This window comes from Poseidonocella sp. HB161398, assembly GCF_005870025.1.
GTDB lineage: Bacteria > Pseudomonadota > Alphaproteobacteria > Rhodobacterales > Rhodobacteraceae > Mangrovicoccus.
On the sequence record NZ_VATA01000014.1, the window covers coordinates 61,896 to 79,347 of the forward strand.

At 72.4% G+C, this 17,452-nt stretch carries 15 protein-coding genes; 10 read left to right on the plus strand and 5 right to left on the minus strand.

Annotated elements, in window-relative coordinates; genetic code table 11:
- Positions 1-7: 7 nt before the first annotated feature.
- Together FGX59_RS13020 and FGX59_RS13025 are read right to left on the minus strand one after the other, a co-directional pair.
- Positions 8-460, minus strand: a complete 453-nt coding sequence (locus tag FGX59_RS13020; RefSeq protein ID WP_138466967.1) for a hypothetical protein — start codon at positions 458-460, stop codon at positions 8-10.
- Between the two features lie 4 nt (positions 461-464).
- Entirely contained in the window at positions 465-2,162 is a 1,698-nt protein-coding gene (locus tag FGX59_RS13025; RefSeq protein ID WP_171060633.1) for a peroxidase family protein, read from the minus strand.
- A 178-nt stretch (positions 2,163-2,340) separates the two neighbouring features.
- Here FGX59_RS13025 and FGX59_RS13030 point away from each other — a divergent pair, with 178 nt between their 5' ends.
- The 3 genes from FGX59_RS13030 (at position 2,341) to FGX59_RS13040 (ending at position 4,789) form a co-directional block, all read left to right on the plus strand.
- Positions 2,341-2,607, plus strand: a complete 267-nt coding sequence (locus FGX59_RS13030; protein WP_138466969.1) for a hypothetical protein — start codon at positions 2,341-2,343, stop codon at positions 2,605-2,607.
- A 112-nt stretch (positions 2,608-2,719) separates the two neighbouring features.
- Positions 2,720-4,516 (plus strand): heme peroxidase family protein, encoded by a 1,797-nt coding sequence (locus tag FGX59_RS13035; RefSeq protein WP_138466970.1) that lies wholly within the window; start codon positions 2,720-2,722, stop codon positions 4,514-4,516.
- A 36-nt stretch (positions 4,517-4,552) separates the two neighbouring features.
- Positions 4,553-4,789, plus strand: a complete 237-nt coding sequence (locus FGX59_RS13040; protein WP_138466971.1) for a hypothetical protein — start codon at positions 4,553-4,555, stop codon at positions 4,787-4,789.
- A gap of 43 nt (positions 4,790-4,832) precedes the next feature.
- On the opposite strand, the gene FGX59_RS13045 is transcribed toward FGX59_RS13040, so the two are convergent.
- The 3 genes from FGX59_RS13045 to FGX59_RS13055 all read right to left on the minus strand — a co-directional run bounded on the left by FGX59_RS13045 (position 4,833) and on the right by FGX59_RS13055 (position 7,711).
- Positions 4,833-6,137: a TRAP transporter large permease gene (locus FGX59_RS13045; RefSeq protein ID WP_138466972.1), complete on the minus strand. Its 1,305-nt coding sequence runs from the start codon at positions 6,135-6,137 to the stop codon at positions 4,833-4,835.
- A gap of 4 nt (positions 6,138-6,141) precedes the next feature.
- Complete coding sequence (locus FGX59_RS13050) at positions 6,142-6,663, minus strand: TRAP transporter small permease (protein WP_138466973.1); 522 nt, start codon at positions 6,661-6,663, stop codon at positions 6,142-6,144.
- A gap of 64 nt (positions 6,664-6,727) precedes the next feature.
- On the minus strand, positions 6,728-7,711 hold the full coding sequence (locus FGX59_RS13055) for a TRAP transporter substrate-binding protein (RefSeq protein ID WP_206078352.1): 984 nt from the start codon (positions 7,709-7,711) through the stop codon (positions 6,728-6,730).
- 318 nt (positions 7,712-8,029) lie between these two features.
- On the opposite strand from FGX59_RS13055, the gene FGX59_RS13060 reads away from it, so the two are divergent.
- From FGX59_RS13060 to sigJ, 7 genes are all read left to right on the plus strand, one after another.
- Positions 8,030-9,163, plus strand: a complete 1,134-nt coding sequence (locus tag FGX59_RS13060) for a hypothetical protein (RefSeq protein WP_138466975.1) — start codon at positions 8,030-8,032, stop codon at positions 9,161-9,163.
- Positions 9,160-13,821 (plus strand): AAA domain-containing protein, encoded by a 4,662-nt coding sequence (locus FGX59_RS13065; RefSeq protein WP_138466976.1) that lies wholly within the window; start codon positions 9,160-9,162, stop codon positions 13,819-13,821. Before FGX59_RS13060 ends, FGX59_RS13065 begins: the two co-directional genes overlap by 4 nt.
- The gene (locus FGX59_RS13070) at positions 13,818-14,756 is read left to right on the plus strand and encodes a hypothetical protein (protein ID WP_138466977.1); all 939 of its coding nucleotides are present in this window, start codon (positions 13,818-13,820) and stop codon (positions 14,754-14,756) included. Before FGX59_RS13065 ends, FGX59_RS13070 begins: the two co-directional genes overlap by 4 nt.
- A complete protein-coding gene (locus FGX59_RS13075; RefSeq protein ID WP_138466978.1) occupies positions 14,753-15,589 on the plus strand; it encodes a hypothetical protein in 837 nt (278 codons plus the stop codon). Before FGX59_RS13070 ends, FGX59_RS13075 begins: the two co-directional genes overlap by 4 nt.
- Positions 15,589-15,966 carry a hypothetical protein gene (locus tag FGX59_RS13080; protein ID WP_138466979.1) on the plus strand — a complete coding sequence of 126 codons (378 nt, stop codon included), beginning with the start codon at positions 15,589-15,591 and terminating at the stop codon, positions 15,964-15,966. Before FGX59_RS13075 ends, FGX59_RS13080 begins: the two co-directional genes overlap by 1 nt.
- 86 nt (positions 15,967-16,052) lie before the next feature.
- Positions 16,053-16,508: a carboxymuconolactone decarboxylase family protein gene (locus tag FGX59_RS13085; protein WP_138466980.1), complete on the plus strand. Its 456-nt coding sequence runs from the start codon at positions 16,053-16,055 to the stop codon at positions 16,506-16,508.
- Positions 16,498-17,397: an RNA polymerase sigma factor SigJ gene (gene sigJ, locus FGX59_RS13090; RefSeq protein ID WP_138466981.1), complete on the plus strand. Its 900-nt coding sequence runs from the start codon at positions 16,498-16,500 to the stop codon at positions 17,395-17,397. The genes FGX59_RS13085 and sigJ overlap by 11 nt, the downstream gene beginning before the upstream one ends.
- The last annotated feature ends 55 nt before the right edge of the window (positions 17,398-17,452 follow it).

Below are 17,452 nucleotides of genomic sequence, written 5' to 3' on the forward strand. Positions count from 1 at the left end.
CCGCCCCTCACTTGCAATGCGCGAACGTGTAGTCGGCAATGCGGCGGTAGAGCATGTCGAGATATTTCGGCACGTCCGGATCCCCGGTCAGGAAGGGCAGGTAGAAGGCCGGGATGTCATAGGGGCTGCCCGCGCTGACGGCGCCCTCCTCGGCGATGCTCTGATCGAGCGCGCCCAGCTCCGCCTCGGACTGCTCCACCAGCTCCTTCAGCGGCAGGCGGACGATATAGGTGAAGGTCTCGGCCGCCGGGTCCTCGATCTTCGGGATCACGAAGCGCACGCTGGTCACCGTGTCGGGCAGGTGCACGATGTCCTTCATCTCCTCGCGGAAGGCGGCCAGATCGGTCACGGTGCCGTCGGGGTCGAGCCCGGGCAGCGTGCTGTTGTCCTTCGTCCATTCGACGATTTTCTGGCCGAGTTCCTTGTACTTTCCGGGCTTCGGCTTGACGCGTTCGGGCATGGGGTCACTCCTGTGTGGGATGCTGCGTGAAGGGCACGACCGGGAGGCCGTAGGTCTTTGCCAGGGCCGGGTCCTGCGCGACCAGCGCCTGGACGAAGCGCAGGAAGCCGGGCATGTCCGAGACCCCGTCGAGGCCGAGCGCCTTTTCCAGCGCCTGGCAGGCCCTGTCCGGGCGGACATGGACGCGGCTCTCTTCCAGCGCCCCGGCCATGGTCTCGGCGACGATCATCGAGCCCACCGGACCGAGCCGCAGCCCGTCCGCGGCCTGCATCGCCTCGAAGAGCACGAAGAAGGGCAGCGGCGGATCCTCGGCCAGCGCCTGCACCTCGTCATCGCCGAATTTCGTCTTGCCGGCCCGGAGCCAGTCCGCGATCGCCGTCTCGTGGCCATGCGCGCCCGGGCCGGCCCCCTCGGGCAGCGCGGGCGCGAGCCCCGGGAATTCCGCCTGGAACTGGCGGGACAGCGACCGGGCCGAGCGGGTGCCGACCGCCATGGCGGCCTCCAGGTCGCGATAGGGCAGCGTCTCGTCGATGACGGCTTCCGAGAGCACGCGCGCCATGTGCGGCACCAGCTTGCGGCTGCTCTGCGGCGGCGTCTGCGCCCCGCCGAAGAAGCGCGACCACTCGACCAGCCAGCTCGCATCGGTCGGGAACGCCCCGGGATTGCGCGTCGAGCTCCGCGCGACGACCCGCTCCATGTCGAAGCTGCCGCCCTCGAGCCCGTTCAGCTCGTAGCGCGGACGCACCATCGCATGGCCCATGCGGAAGGCGCCGTGGCTGAACTCGAAGGGCATGCGCCGGTCGCCGGGCGGGCTGAAGGCGCAGCGCCAGCCGGCATGCCGGTAGAGGGCGTAGACCCCCGGATCGAGCAGCCGCGCCAGATAGTCCTCGATCAGGATCCGCCGCCAGGTGCGCGCGAGCATCTTGCGCACCATCCAGAAGACGCCGTGGCGGTCGCGCCGGGCCGCCCCCCCGCGCTGGCCGCGCCAGAGCGCCGGGCGGCGCGCGATCAGCTCCTCGCAGAGCTCGTTATGGGCGATGCTGAAAAGGACGAGGAGCTGCGAGATGATGAAGTTGTCGTCATTGCGCGGATCGGCCACCAACGGCGTGCGCCGGTGCGTTGCCTGGTTGGGGAAGCCGACCGCGTCATTGGTATCGACCGGACAGCAGCGCGCAATGTCGCGCATCACCCAGTCCGAGCGGTCCCTGGCGTCGCCCGCCCCGCGGAACTTGCCGTGCCGCACCAGCCCCAGCCGCAGCCGGTACTGCGGCCGGTCGAAATAGGCCTCTTCGGCATAGGCCTCGGGCGAGACATTCGGGCCGCCGCCATAGACCGTTTCCAGCAGGAGCCGCTCGTTGCGGAAATCCTTCAGCACGCCCGGACGCCCGTCCTCGGAGACCGAGACATCCGACAGGACCATGTCATGGGCGGCGAACTGGCCCAGATAGGTATAGCCGGCCGGCAGGTTGGGGTTGAACGGATCGAGCCCGGGCGCCGCCTCCAGCATCCGGCTGGCCAGCTTGCCGAGCACTTCCGCGGTCTCCTTCGCCCCCCGCCCGGCGAAACCGCTGATCTCGTCCCATTGCCCGGTCCCGCCGGGAAGGTTGCGGAAATGCGCCGAGCTCTTGCGGGCGGCCGTGCCGGAGCCGCTCGCAAGAGCGGCATAGGGGCAGGCCCGCGTGGTTCTTCCGTGAATGCTCATGGCTGAAATGCTCCTGGAACTCTGCTTTGCCGACCTAGGCAGAGCCGCCGTGAGCATAGCGTGATTCCGGACTTCCCCAACGGCATCCGCCGATTCGCGGCCCGGAATCACGCCCGCGTAACGGGCAATGCGCTTGGCTTCACGCGAATACCCGAGAACGCGGCAAGCAGATTCGCACATGATCGAGCAGATGATCCAGGACAGCCTGGCGCCCGGAGCGCCCTACGACCCCGGGCTTAAGCCCGCAGATGCGGTGTCCCGCCAGGACTGGCAGGAAATCGCGGAGGACATCGTCGCGCGCGCGCGGCGCCTGGCCGGGCAACCCGCCTTCGGGCTGGGCGAGGCCGAGGTCTCGGTCCATTACCACCGCCCGCTCGGCACCTTCGCGGCGCTGATCCGCACCCGGCTGGGCCTGCCCCCCGACCCGGCGCTCGAGGCGCTCTAGCCGCGCTCACCGGGCAATCACGGCGCGGTCACGGAGGATGCGCAGTCTTCCCTAAAGTCAATTTCAGGACGGGACCGCCAGACCAGGCCCGCACCGACAGGAGGATCAGGACATGATATTCATCGGGAAGCACGGCCGCATGGCAGTTCCCCGCGACGGCGTCCGCCGCTACGAAGGCGCGACCATCCCCATCGCGCAGGCCTGCGGGTACTGCAATGGCGAGGACGAGAGCAAGATGGCCTTCGGCCCGTTCGGCTATCTCTTCCCGGATGCCCCGATCGCGGCACACGGCCCCGGCACCACGGCGCGGCTCGACGCGCTGGCCGAGGCGATGGTCGCCCAGCCGGCCCTGGACGAGGGACATTCGCAGATCCCTTCGGTTTTCACCTTCCTCGGCCAGTTCATCGACCATGATGTCACCGCCAATACCGACCGCGAGGCGGGCATGTCGGTGATCGATGCCGACGAGGTCGAACCGCTGCCGCGCCGGACCGTGGCGGCGCATCTGGGCAACTTGCGCGCCGGGGCGCTCAATCTCGACAGCGTCTATGGCGGCGGGCCCAATATGGGACCGTTCGCGCAGAAGATGCAGAAGGCGCTGCGCTTCCCGGCGGATTGCGCCAAGCTCTGGATCGGGACGACTGCGATCTCGCCGGTCGGCCGCGTGCCGATTCCCGCGGATCCCGCCGCCGACCTGCTGCGGCTGGCGCGGGCGATCTCCGATCCCGATCCCGCCTTCACCGAAGAGGAGCTGCGCTGCCTGCCGCCCGAGCTGCGCGACATGTTCGTCGACCGCGAGGATGGCAGCCTGCGCCTGCACACCGCGATTATCGGCGACCCGCGCAATGACGAGAACCTCGTCGTGGCACAGCTGCATCTCGGCTTCCTGCGTTTCCACAACAAGGTGGTGGACGAGGCGCCGCGGCATCTCGCCGATGTCTCGGACCGCAGCAAGGTCTTCACCTGGGCGCGGAAGATGGTCCGGCTCCACTACCAGTGGATCGTGCTGCATGACTACCTGCCGGCGATCTGCGATCCCGGCGTCCTGGCCGGGGTCGTGCAGTCGCGCGCAGCGCTCTACCGTGCCTTCTGCGAGCGTGTCGGCACCCCCGGCCCGGGGCTCCTGCCGGTGCCGCTGGAATTCTCTGTCGCCGCCTTCCGCTTCGGCCATTCCATGGTGCGCGCCAGCTATGACTGGAACCGCTACTACGGCCGCCCGGTGCCGGGGGTGGTGCCGCTGGCGAAACGCGCCGGGCTGCCGCTGCTCTTCGCCAATACCGGCAATGCCGCCGAGCCGATGCCGCTGCCCGGCGGCGGCTCCGCGCCGCGGCTGCCGAGCCACATGGCGGTGGAATGGGAACGCCTGGTCGGTCCGGTGACCGCCGACGCTCCGGACCGCTCGGCGCGCCGCATCGACACCATGATCGAGCCGCCCCTGGCAGATCTGGCCAACGAGGAGACGGACACGCATGTGCCCGGGGTGATGCGCCATCTCGCCCGGCGCAACCTGCGGCGCGGGCTGCGGCTGAACCTGCCCTCGGGCCAGGCCTGCCTGGCCGCGGTCAACGCCACCGGGGGGCCGCAGCTGCCGGCGCTGGACCGCGCGGCGCTGGTCTCCGGCCCGGCCGGGGCCGCGCTCGAGGCGGGCGGCTTCGCCGGGGACACGCCGCTCTGGGTCTACATTCTCAAGGAGGCCGAATGCCTCGGCAGCGGCGGGCGGCTCGGTCCGCTCGGCAGCCGCCTCGTCGCCGAGACGCTGGTCGGCCTGCTCGCCGCCGATCCCGGAAGCGTCCTCAACCAGCCGGGCACCGGACCGGGCGGCCGCTGGCGGCCCGCCGATGGCGTCGCCCCGGGCGGCATTCCCGTCGACAGCATTGCCGGGCTCCTGCGCGCCGCGGCGCTGCTCTAGCCCCCGGAAACCAGCAAGCAAGAAGGAGAGACACATATGGCAAGGATGCAGACCTGCCTGCCCGGAAGGAAGGTGATGGCCGGAGGCGCCGCCGGCGCGCTGACGACGATCGCGGTATACCTTCTGGATTCCCTGGTGCTCGCCGCGCCGATGACAGCCGAGCTGGCCAGCGCGCTGACCGTGCTCGCGAGCTTCGCCGCCGCCTACCGGGTGCCGCCCTCGGAGCTCGACCAGGTGGTCCCCGGCCGCCCGCCCGCACCGCTCGGCGGCTGAGCGGAACGGCAGGGCCCGGGATCCGCCCCCGGGCCCTGCCGGGCTAGTTGTAGAGGCCGAAGAATTCCGGCAGCGCCAGGCTCAGCTGCGGCAGCACCGTCACCAGCACCAGCGCCAGCAGCATCGCCCCGAAGAAGGGCAGGAGCGGCCGGACGACATGCTGCACCCGCACATCCGCCACCGAGCAGCCGACGAAGAGCGCGATGCCCACCGGCGGCGTGCAGAGCCCGATGCAGAGGTTGAAGATCATCATGATCCCGAAATGCAGCGGGTCCATGCCGATGCTGGTCGCCACCGGCAGGAAGATCGGCGTGAAGATCAGGATGGCCGGGGTCATGTCCATGAAGATGCCCACGACGATCAGCACCAGGTTGATGATCAGGAGCAGCACCAGCGGGTTCTCCGAGATCGACAGCAGCGCCGCGGTGATCGTCTGCGGGATGTCCGCCCGCGTCATCACCCAGGACATGGCGATCGACATCGACACCAGCAGCAGCACGATGCCGGTCGTCACCGAGGCCTCGACCAGCACGGCCGGCAGCTGCTTCAGCGGGATGGTGCGGTAGATCCCGACCGACAGGACGAGCGCGTAGAGCACCGCGACCGCCGAGGCTTCGGTGGCAGTGAAGATGCCGCCGAGGATGCCGCCGATGATGACCACGATCAGCAGCAGGCTGGGGATCGCCTCGACCAGCGCCCGCAGGATGTCGCCAAGCCCCGCGCGCTCGCCCGAGCCGTAGCCGCGGGCCCGCGAGATGGCGAAGCCGGTGGCGATCAGCGACAGACCCAGCAGGAAGCCCGGCAGGTAGCCCGCCGCGAAGAGCGCCGCGATCGACAGGTTCCCGGCGGTGACGGCGTAGATGATCATCACGTTCGAGGGCGGGATCAGCAGCCCGCTGACGCAGGAGGAGATGTTGATCGCCGCCGAGTAGGTCGGCGGGAAGCCCGCGCGCGCCTGCATCGGCGACATCACCCCGCCGACCGCCGCCGCGGCCGCGGTGGCCGAGCCCGAGATCGACCCGAAGAGCATGTTGGCGACGACATTCACATGGCCGAGCGAGCCGGGCGTGCGCCCGACCAGCACCATGGCCAGCCGGATCAGCTTGGCCGCGATGCCGCCATGGTTCATCAGCACCCCCGCCAGCACGAAGAACGGGATCGCCAGCAGCGCGAAATTGTCGAGCCCCGAGACCATGCGCTGGCTGATGATGGTCAGGATGATCTCGGGCGGCAGGATCATGCTGCCCGCGGCGATGGCGGCGATGCCCAGCGAGAAGGCGATCGGCACGCCGGTGAAGACCAGGAAGAAGAACGAGAAGAGAAGGACGAGGGCCGGATAGTTCTCCATGGCGTCACTCCCCCTGCCCGGCCGCGGCAGCGGAGCCCGGGGTCGCCCCGGCCAGCGTCTCGGCGATCGAGAGCAGGCAGTAGGCCAGGATCGCCGCGCCGCTGACCGGCAGGATGGCGTAGACATAGCTCATCTGCAGCTGCATCGCCGGCGACAGCTCGCCCACGCCGGCCGCGGTCGACATCATCCGCAGCCCGCCGATCAGCATCACCCAGAAGGCGAAGCCGGTCATGGCGACATCGATATAGAGCTCCAGCCAGCGGCGGCCGCGGGCGCCGAGCACGCCGACGATCAGGTCGATGGCCAGATGGCGCTTGGCCCCGGTGCAGAGCGCCGCGGCGGCGAGCACCAGCCAGATCAGCAGGAAGCGCGAGGCCTCGTCGGTCAGGGTGCTCGGGCGGGCCAGCACGTAGCGGCTGAGCACCTGCCAGGTCACGCAGGCCACGAGCGCGGCCATCATCAGGGCACAGGCGGTGGAGAGGACGAGATCGAGCCCGCGCCTCGTCCTGCGAGCGAAGTTCAGCATTGGTTTGACTGCCTCTTGGGAACCGCATCCCCGGCAGGCCGCGCGGGCCCGCCGGGACTGGCTGTCATTCCGCGGCTTCGGCGCGGACGGCCTCGATCAGCTCGGCCTTGGCCGGATCGGCCATCAGCTCGTCGATCAGCGGCTGCACGGCCGCCTGGAAGGGCGCCGGGTCGACCTCGACGATCTCGTTGCCGGCGTCGAGCACCGCCTGGCGCGCGGCGACCACGTCCTCCTGGTAGATCTCGCGGGCGGACTCCTCGGAATGGCGCGCGGCGGTCAGCAGGATGTCCTTCTGCGCGTCGGTCAGCCGGTCCCAGCTCTTGGTGGAGATGGTCAGGAAGTCGACCACGACCGTGTGCTTGTCCTCGGAGAAGACCTTGGCGACCTCGAACTGGCGGGTGGAGACATAGGTGGTGATGTTGTTCTCGCCGCCGTCGATCACGCCCTGCTGGATCGCGGTATAGGTCTCGCCGAAGGGGATCGGCACCGGCGAGGCGCCCAAGAGCTCCATCGTGCGGTTGGTCGTCGGCGTCGGCAGCACGCGGATCTTGACGCCCTGCAGGTCCTCGGGCGTGTTGATCGGCTTGTTGGCATAGAAGCTGCGCGTGCCGGTGGCATAGCCCGCCAGGTTGAAGAAGCCCTTCTTGCTGGAAGCCTCGTTGAGCTTCTCCATCAGCGCGCCGTGCAGGACGCGCTCCAGATGGGCGTCATCCTGGAACAGGTAGGGGACGGTGAAGACGAAATAGGACGGCTCGTAGGCCTGCAGCTCGCCGTAGAAGCCCTTGGTCATGTCCATGGCGCCCTGCTGCATCATCGCCATGACGTCCTTGGTCTCGCCCATCTGGCCGTTGGGGTAGATCTTGATGTGCATCTCCCCGTCCGAAAGCTCCTCGACCTCGGCGGCCATGGCCTCGAAGGTCTTGGCCAGCACATGGTCCTGGCTGAGATTATGCGCCAGCCGCAGGGTCACGTCGGCGGCGGCAGGCAGGGCGGACAGCAGGAGAGCGCCCGAGAACAGGACGGGCGACGCAATACGTTGGAACAGCAATTCTTCCTCCTCGTGGATATCGTTGTCCCGGGACCGGGGGCCGCATCCCCGACGGGATCCGGCGCCTCCGCCAGGAGCGCTTCCGCCATAGAACATTCATTTCAAAATCAGTCAAACTAAAACTTTTTTTCCAAAAAGTGCGTTTTCACGGAATGATTAGCCGCATCGCGGCCATTCCTCCGGGTCGCGGCGGCACGTCCGGTCGGCGAAGGCCCGCCGGCGGCGATGAGGGCGATTGCACCTTGGCCCGATCCGTTGCACGCCTTGCGCACGCGATTGACGGAAACGGAGCCCTTCCGGTGCCAGACAGGACATTCCATGGCTGAACCGGCGCCGGACCAGCTGGCGGCACAGGCGCTTGTCCGGGCCTGGCGCAAGGGCCGGACCGGGCAGTTCGCCGCGGCCGAGATCCTCGGCGCGCCCGGCGGCATCGACACGGCGCTGTGCTTCGCGACGGTGCGCGGCCGCGCCGTGCCGCTCGGCACCCCCTTCGCCTGCCGGATCGAGAAGGGCCCCAAAGGCTGGAAGGTGGTCGAGCTGCTTTCCGGCGAGGGGCTCGAAGATCTGGGCGCGCTGCCGCTCGCCATCCGCCATGCCGGACGCTACCTGCGCGCGGAGGCCGAGCATGACGGCACGGTCCATGACGCGCTGCTGCCGCGCCCGGTGCTCTGGGCGGCCGGGCTGGCCGAGATCTGCGACGGCGCCGGGATCGAGGGCCGCCTGGGCACCGACCGGTCCGGTCGGCTGGTCGTCGAGGCCGTCACCGCGCCCTGCCAGGCGGACATCCTGCCTCCCGGCCCGGCGGCGCCCGGCGAGGCGCAGCGCTGCGCGCTCTACATGCCGGTGCTCGCTTTCGACGCCGCCAAGGGCGCCGGCCGGCTGGCGGGCTGGTCGGAAGAGCTCGGCGTCGCCTTCTCCGTCCCGGTACAGAAATTCCATCTCGAACGCATCGGCCAGCGCCGCCTCGCGAAATGGCAGGGCGGCGGGATCGGCCAGGAGAGCCTCGGCGAGAGCTACGCCGCGCTGTCCGGCGACGGCCCGGCGGAGGCGCCCGATCTCGTCTGGGCCGATCTGGTCTGGAGCGCCGAGGATGCCCGCTGGTCGCTCTCGGGGCTGCGCGGACCCGAAGGGGCGCACGGGCTGCCGGGCCGGCCGGGGGACCGGCATGACTGGATCGGCGCCGAGGTGACCGCCGCCGCGCTGCGGCTCGCCCCGCCGGAGGAGGCCGCGGAGGACAGCGGCGCCGTCCGCGCGCCGCGCCTGGCCCGCCAGTCGCATGTCACCCTCGGCCTGCAGATCGGCGGGCGCGAGGTCGAGGCGCGGCTCTATCCCAAGGCGCATATGGTCTGGCTCTGCGAGGCGCTGACCGTCGGGCGGCAGGTGATCGTCGCGCTGGAGCGGCGCGAGGCGTTCTGGGCCGCGGTGCATCTTCACCGGGTGCTGCCGCGATGAGCTGGTTCCGCCGCAAGTCCCCGCCGCGCAGGCCCGCACCGCCGCCGGCCACGCCCCGGACCCCGGCAGTCGATCCGGCCGACCTGGCCCGCTATTTCCGCGCCGCGCTCGATTTCGTCGATTTCCGCGAACTCGCCAAGGCCGGCGGGGCGGAAACCGTGGAGCTCGCCGATCTGGCGCTGATGGGCGCCGCCCTGCCCGGCCCCGCGCCCCCCCCGCCGGAGCGCGCGCCCGAGGAGGTGGTCGTCGCGCTCTGCCTGCGTCCCGCCGGGACGCCGGGCCGCGCGGCGGCAGGCGCCGGAGCGATCCTCGCGGCGATCCCGGCGCTGCGCCAGGACGGGGCGGGGCTGCTGGCCAAGCCCGGCGAAGTGCCGGTCTTCAACCCCCGGCATCTCGGCCCGGCCGAGCAGGATTTCTGCCTCGCCGACGGCGCGCGGCTGCAGGACTGCCTTTCTGCCCGGCTGGGCCTGGCGGCGACATCCGGCGATCCGGCCGCGGCGACCCCCTGGCCCGACTGGCTCGAGGGCACGCTGCGCGCCGCCGCGGAGGCCGCGACGGGATCCGCCGGGGAACCGCTGCCCGAGCTGATCGAGACGCTGTCCGGAACGCTCGACCGCCGTCGCCGCGAGACCGCCCGGCTGGGGCGGCGCCAGGGCGCCGGCCAGTCCGAGCGGCGCGATCCGGCGCCCTGGCGGCTGGTCGCCGCGATCCACCGCGCGGCGATCGGCAGCGCCTCCACCGCGCCAGTCGCGGCGGTCTATGACGTCATTTCCCGCCACCGTGACGCCGTGAAGGACGATCTGGCGCTCTTCGACCGGCTCGCCCGGCCAAAGTCCGCGCGCCTCTATGCCCGCAGCACCGCGCTCGACCGGCTGGTGACCGGCAATATCGACGAGCACGCCCCCAACGAGAAGGAGCGCCCGCTCTATCCGCTCGACGCAACCCAGGGCGCGGCGGTGCGCGCGGTGCTCGACCTTGCCCCGGGCGAGACGGTCAGCATCAACGGCCCGCCCGGTTCGGGCAAGACCTCGATGCTGCGCGCGGTGATCGCCAGCAGCTGGGTCTCCGCCGCGCTCGAGCGCGCGCCCTGCCCGATCGTCGTCGCCACCGGCTTCACCCAGCAATCGGTGACCAATGTCATCGGCGCCTTCGGCGACGCGCCGCATCGCGACGGCAGCTTCCCCCTGGCGCAGCGCTGGCTGCCCGAACTCTCCTCCTACGGCGCCTTCTTCCCGGCGCTCTCTTCCCAGAACGACGAGGGCATCAGGGAATTCCGGAACGTCACCTGCCTCGGCCGCGCCGGGCATGGGCGGTCGCTGCTGCGCTATCTCAGGGGCACGGACCTGCTCGATCCGGAGACGCTGGAAGAGGCCGAGGCGCATTGGCTCGCCCAGGCAGAGACCGTGGCCGCGGAGGGCATGGACCCCGCGCCCGCCAGCATCGAGGAGGGGCGCGAGGCCGCCTGGGAGCAGCTCCGCGAAGTCGCCGAAACCCGCACCGCCGCCACCCGGAAGGCCTTCGCGGCCCGCGGCGATCCCGCGCTGGCCCGGCTCCTCGAGACCCGCCGCGCGCTCTGGAGCGCCGAGCGCATCGCCCGCGTCGAGGCCTTCCTGGCCCTGGTCGCGGAGGGCGGCGCCGGGCTGACGCGCGACGAGCAGCGCGCCGAGATCGAGGCAGTGCTCGACATCACCTGGCGGGCGGAGGCCTTCTACTGGGCGGCGCATTACTGGGAGGCGGAATTCCTGCTCAGCGCCCGCACCCGGCTGGTCTCGCGCCATCCGCTGAATGCCGAGGAGGCGCTGCGCCGCGCCGCGATGCTGACCCCCTGCATCGTCTCGACGCTCCACACCCTGCCGCGGCTGGGCGAGATCGACCCGCGCACCCTGCCCCCAGACGACCCGCGGCGCACGCTGCTGGGGCTCTTCGACCTCGTGATCATCGACGAGGCCGGACAGGCCCCGCCGGAGCTGGCCGGGGCCGCCTTCGCCCTGGCCAAGCGCGCCGCGGTGGTGGGCGACCTGCGCCAGCTCGCGCCCATCGCCTCGATCGACTCGCTGGGCGAGCTGGCGCTCCTGCGCCGCGAGGGGCTGGCGGGGATGCTCGACGCGCTGGCGCTGACCGGCAAATCCGCCGCCTCGGGCAGCGCGCTGGCGATGGCGCGCCATGCCTCCAGCGTCACCGACGGCGCCGAGCCCGGGATCACGCTGCTCTACCACTACCGCTGCGCGCCCGCGATCATCGGCTACTGCAACGCACTGTGCTATGACGGGCGGCTGCGGCCGGTCACGAAGGACCGACCCGGCGCGGCGCTGCCGCACATGTCCTGGGTCGAGGTCGCGGCCGAACCCGACAGCGCGGGCGGCTCGAAGCGCAGCACGGCCGAGGCCGAGGAGATCGCCAGCTGGCTGGCCGCCTCCTGGCCCGGCTGGCAGGCCGGTCCCTACAAGGGAAAGAAGATCGCCGAGATCGTTGCCGTGCTCAGCGCCTACCGCGCCCAGGCCGAAACCGTCCGCAGCGCCATCCTGCGGGCCTTCGAGGCCGCGCGCGACGGCGAGGGCTGGCCGGAGGAGGCAGATCTGAACGCGATCACCATCGGCACGGTCCACCGCCTGCAGGGCGCCGAGCGGCCGGTGGTCTGCTTCTCGGTGACCGAGGGCGCGGGCCAGGCCGGCAGCAGCTTCGTCGACCGCGAGCCCGCTCTGATGAATGTCGCCGTCAGCCGTGCCAAGGCCGCCTTCGTCACCTTCGCCAATCCCGCAAGGCTCTTTCCGCCCGCCGGGGCCGACGGACCGCTGGCGCCGATCCACCTGCTCGGCCGCTACCTGAAGGCCCATGGCGAACGGCTCTATCCCAAGCGGCTGGTGATCATCGAGGCCGGCGCCAAGCGCGCGACGCTGGAGGCGATCCTCGGCAAGGCCGCGCGGGTCGAGGCGACGCTCGGCGCGGTCTCCGGCCCGGCGATCGGCGGGGTCGATATCGAGGCGGGCTTCCGCGCCCGCCGCCTGCTGCGCGACGGCGCCGAGCCGCGGCTGGCGGCGATCCGCGCGGCCGCGGCCGACATGGAGGAGGTGGTGCTGGCCACCGATGACGACCGGATGGGCGAGCTGATCGCCTGGGATGTCGCCCGGCTGGCCGGGCTCGAGGGCGCGCGGCGGGTTCGGCTCGGCGCGCTGACCCGCCGCCCGGTCGAGGCGGCCATGGCCGCGCCGGGCGAGACCGACAGCGACGCGGTCGCCGCCGAGCTGGTGCGCGAGATCGCCGATGCGCTGATCTCCGCCCGGCTCTCGGCGGCGATGGAGTCCCCGCCCGGCGCGGAGCTCGCGGAGAAGATCGCGGCGGCGCAGCGCGATCTCCTGCAGGTCCGCGCCGCCCTGCCCGGCGCGCCCGGGGCGCTGCCCCGCGGCATGGGCCGGGTGCAGGCGGCGGTGCTGCGGCTCCTGCTCGATGCCGGGCGCGACACCGCCTCGGCGGCCGGGCAGAGCCGCATCCGCATTGCCCTGCCGCAGGGGGATGGCGCCTACCTGATGGGCAATGCGGTCTTCGCCGACGGCCGCACCACCTGCCCGCCCGCCGAGGCCGACGCGATCGCCCGCGCGCTCGAGGAGACCGGCCTCCTGCCCGAGGGGCTGCCCGAAACCGCGGAGCTGGAGGCGGCGCGGCCGCAGGCCTCGACCTTTGCGATCCTGGCTGCGGCGGCGCGGCTCGGCAATCTCCTGCCCTGGCAGGCAATGGCAGCGCTGCAGGGCTTCTATGACGGCAGCTGGGGCAGCGGCGAGGCATCCCGCGAGGACCCGCTGGACCCGATCGAGCCGCCGGAAAGCATTTCGGGCCATCCGCCGGTGACGCCGCTCGACGCCGCCGCCACGCCAGAGCAGCTCGCCCCGGTGATGTCGGAGGCGGAGGCGCTGGTCTACCGCATCGTCTGGGCCTTCCATGCGCTCCGGGGCGCCGGAAGCTGGCGGCAGGTCCATGCCGCCCAGCGGGCGCGCCCGGCCGCCGCGCATCCGGCCCTGCCTCCGGGGCTGCAGGTGGTCTTCGAAGCGACCGCCACCGAGGGCGCCGAGGACGAGGTCGCCGATCCGGAGCTGCGCCAGGTGCTTTCGGGCCAGGCGCCGGGCGAGCATGCCGACCTGCCCGTCTGGGTGCGGGATGCCTGGACCGGGCTGCCCGGCGCGGCGATCCGCGCCGCCACCCGCCCCGCCCGCGACTGGGAGATGGACCTCGCCCGGCTGCTGGAGCTCTGCGAGGCGCGGGGCATCGGCCGGCCCTCGACCATCGGCCGCGCGCTGGAGGCGCTGATCGAAACCAAGGCGCTGGTCGCCGTCGAAGAGACCGGCCGGACCCACCGGCTGCGGCTTTCCCCAACCGGGCTGGCGGCGGCACTGGCGCTCGAGGCACGGGAACCGGCGCTGTCCGATCCGGCCTTTTCGGCGCGGCTGCAGGCGCTCTGCGCGCAGGTGGAAGCCGGCGGCGCGCCCGCGGAGGCCTTCGCCGGGATGATCGGCGATCTCGCCCCCGGGCTCGGCCCCGAGGCCCGCGCCGCCGCCCTCGCCCGCTGCTGGCGCCATCCCGGCGAGTCGGTCGCCGCCCCCGGCCGGGACCGCCGCGCTGCCGGGCCGCTGACCAGCCGCGTGGATGGCGGCGGCGGCGCGGCATGACCGGCGGGCTGACCAGCTATCCGCGCAGCGACGGCGACCCGCCTTCCGGTCCCGACCTGCAGCGGCTCGACGCGGCGATCCACCGGATCGAGACCGCCCCGCCCTTTTCGCCGGCGCTCGAAGGCGACATCTCGGCCGCGCTCTCGCTGCTGGCCCGGCTCGCGGCATCCGCGACCACCCCGGCCGGGCATGCACTGGTCGCGGCGCGGGCGCGCAGGCTCTTCGCGCTGCTCTTCCGCCGCCGCCGCGAGCTTGCCGACGCGCTGGCCTACCAGGAGGCGATGCGGCTCGGCGCGGCCTCCTGGAAAGCGCTCCACCCGATTGCGGCCTCGCCCCTCGCGGACGGTCTTGCCAATGCCCGCCGGGACCATGCCGGTGCCACGGCCGCGCGCGACCTTCCGGCGCGGCGCGCCGCCGCCGAGCGGATCGGCGTGCTCCATGCCGTCCACGAGATGTCCGCCCTCTTCGGCGCCGACCTGCTGGAAAGCGGCGACGTGCTGCCCCCCGCCACCGATCCGGGCGGCGGCTACGCTGCCATGCCCGGCACCCTGATCTGCGGCACCTCCTACAACGCCAACCTGGTCTTCCTGCGCGAGATCGGCGGCGAGCGCATCGTGCTGGTCGGCGAGGCCAAGGGCGGCAGCGCGGCGGTCGGCTCGGTCCGCGTCACCCGCGCGCTGCGCGCCGCGCTCGGCGGCGGCGCCCTGCCCGCGCGGATCCGCCAGGACGAGTACCTCTATGCCCGGCGCTGCGGCGTCTACATGGCCCGCGCAGTCCGGCCCGGCCATGCCATGGCCGAGCGCCGCGCCATCGGCCGGGCGATCCTCGCCGCGCATCGCGACCGGGCGCTTGCCTTCGTCTTCGCCACTGCGCGACTATCCGGCGAGGGCGGGGATCCCGCCATCGACAGCAACGGCAGGCTGGTGCACCCATGACGATTTTCGACGCGGCTCCGAATGACGGGCGGCTGGCAGCCTACGGGCTCGACCGGGCCGACGACCGGCAGGCGGCGCTCGACGCCATCGAGACCGACAGCCCGGCCTGGGCGGCCGAGCCCGCTTCCGCGGTGCTCCAGGCCCGGCGCGGCAGCGGGCTGGAGGAGGACCTCGCCTGGATCTCCGCCGGGCTCGATGCCGCCTACCTGGCCGGGCGAGCCGATGTGCTGGCCCGGCTCTGGGGGCTCCTGCGGGCGCAGCCCGTCTCGCAGAGCCCGCTTCTTGCCACGCTCGGGCCGGATGCGGCGGCAGGCTATCTGGCAATGGCGGTGATCGCCGGCGACTGGACCGAGGCGCGCGCCGTGGCCCGCGCGCTGCGCCCGGGACTCGAAGCGGCCGAGGACGAGGTCGCCCCCGAGGCGCCACATCTGGCCCGGGCGATGGCCGCGCTGGTGCTGGGCGATCCGCAGGGCATCGCGGCGGCCCGCACGGCGATCCGCGCCCTGCCCCGGCCGCGCGGCCAGGACGGCCTGATCCTCGATTGCGCGCGGGCGACGGCCGATCTTCTGGAGGCCACGGCGCGCCCGGACGGACCGGGCCTGGCCCGCAGCCTCGCCGCGCTCAACCTGGCCCGTGCGGCCCTCGTGGGCCAGAGCCTCGACGCGATCCGCAAGGGGCGTCCCTGGCTGCTGCTGCCCGGGATGTTCTGGGACCGCAGCGCCACTGCGGCGCTGGCCGCGGCCGGGATGCTCGGCCTGCCCGCGCCGCCGCCCAGCCCCTTCGCCGATCTGGACTTCTGCCGCGCCGCGCTTGCCGGGACGGAGCACAGCTGATGGGCCGGGTGCTGGAGCTCTATGCGGTGCCGCCCGGTCTTATCGCCGCCGACGGCCCCGTGCCGGCGCATGACGCCGCCTGCGACCGGATCCGCGCAGCGGGCACGTTCCTCGCCGGGGTGCCGGTCAATTCGCTCGGCCTGCGCGTCTTCGAGGCGCGCCTCGCCGCGGCCGCGCCCGGTCTTGCCGCCTCCGCCCGCTTCCCCGGCGCCGCGACGGCCGAGCTGCTGGCCGGGCACCTGCCCCTCGCCGCGCTGGCAGAGGCCGGGCCGGCGCTGGAAGCCGCCGACACGTCCGATTTCCCGCTCGGCGAGATCCTCGAGGCACTGGAAGCGGCGGCCGAGAGCGGCGCGGATCTGGCCACGATCCTCGCCTGACGCAACGGCACACTGCCCGGCCTGTCACAAACCGGCCCCCCGTTTCGTCCTGATCTCTGCTAGACCATGGAACCGGAGACAGGATCATGACCGAACGGCTGAACTACTACCAGGCCTCGCCCGCCGCCTTCCGCGCGATGCGGGACCTCGAGGAGGCGACCCACGCGCTGTCGATCCCGCTTGCGCTGCGCGAGCTGGTGAAGATGCGGGTGTCGCAGATCAACGGCTGCGCCTTCTGCCTCGACATGCACGCCCCCGATGCCCGCGCCGCCGGGGTCTCCCTGCAGAAGCTCGACGTGCTGGCCGCCTGGCGCGAAAGCCCCGCCTTCGACGCGCGCGAGCGCGCCGCGCTCGGCTGGGCCGAGGCGCTGACCCGGCTCGAGGCCACCGCCGCCCCCGATGCCGACTATGCCGCGCTCGCCGCCGCCTTCACCCCCGCCGAGCAGGTCGACCTGACGCTGGCGATCAACGCGATCAACAGCTGGAACCGCTTCGCCGTCGGCTTCCGCTCGGTCCATCCCGCCCGGGCCGATGCCGCCTGATCCGCGCCTCGCCCTGCTGGAAAGCGAGCGCCGCCGCCTGGCGGGGCTCGCCTACCGCATGACCGGCTCGGTCGCCGAGACCGAGGACATCCTGCAGCAGGCCTGGCTGCGCCTCGCCGCGCAGGACCTGGCGCGCCTCGAGCATCCGCGGCGCTGGCTGGCCGCGGTCGTCACCCGGCTCTGCCTCGACCAGCTGAAATCCGCCCGCGCCCGGCGCGAGCGCTATGTCGGCGCCTGGCTGCCCGACCCGCTGGTCGAGGACCGCGCCCCCGATGCCGAGGAAAGCTGGATGGCGGCCGAGGAAGTCGGCATCGCCCTAGTGCTGACGCTCGACCGGCTCGGCCCAGAGATGCGCGCGGCCTTCCTGCTGCGCGACGCCTTCGACTACGGCTTCGACGAGATCGCCGCGGTTGTCGGGCGCAGCCCCGCCGCCTGCCGCCAGCTGGTGTCGCGCGCCCGCCGCCGCCTGGCCGGGGCCGAGCCCGTGCCCCGCCGCCCGCTGGCCGAGGACGCGCCCATCGTCGAGGCCTTCTGGCAGGCCAGCCGCAGCGGCGACATGCAAGCGCTGCTGGAGCTCTTTACCGCGGAAATCGAGGTCCATGCCGATGGCGGCGGCCGCGTGCCCGCGTCGCTCAACGTGCTGCATGGCCGCCGCCGCGCCGCCGGGCTATTCGCCGGGCTGGCGAAGAAGCGGCCCCGGCCGCTGCCGCCCTTCCCGGGCCTCAGCCGGATCAGCGGCGCGCCGGGCTTCGTCACGCTGGAGCCGGGCAATGTGCTGCAGACCACCGCGCTCGGCATCCGGGGCGGGCGGATCGCCGCCGTCTGGATCACCCGCAATCCCGAGAAACTCGGCCATCTTGCCATGCCTGTCCCGCCCGGACGCGGCTGATCGGGGCGGCCGTTTCATCGCGTCTCCGGCATCTCGTCCGCCCCGGCCTGCCGCC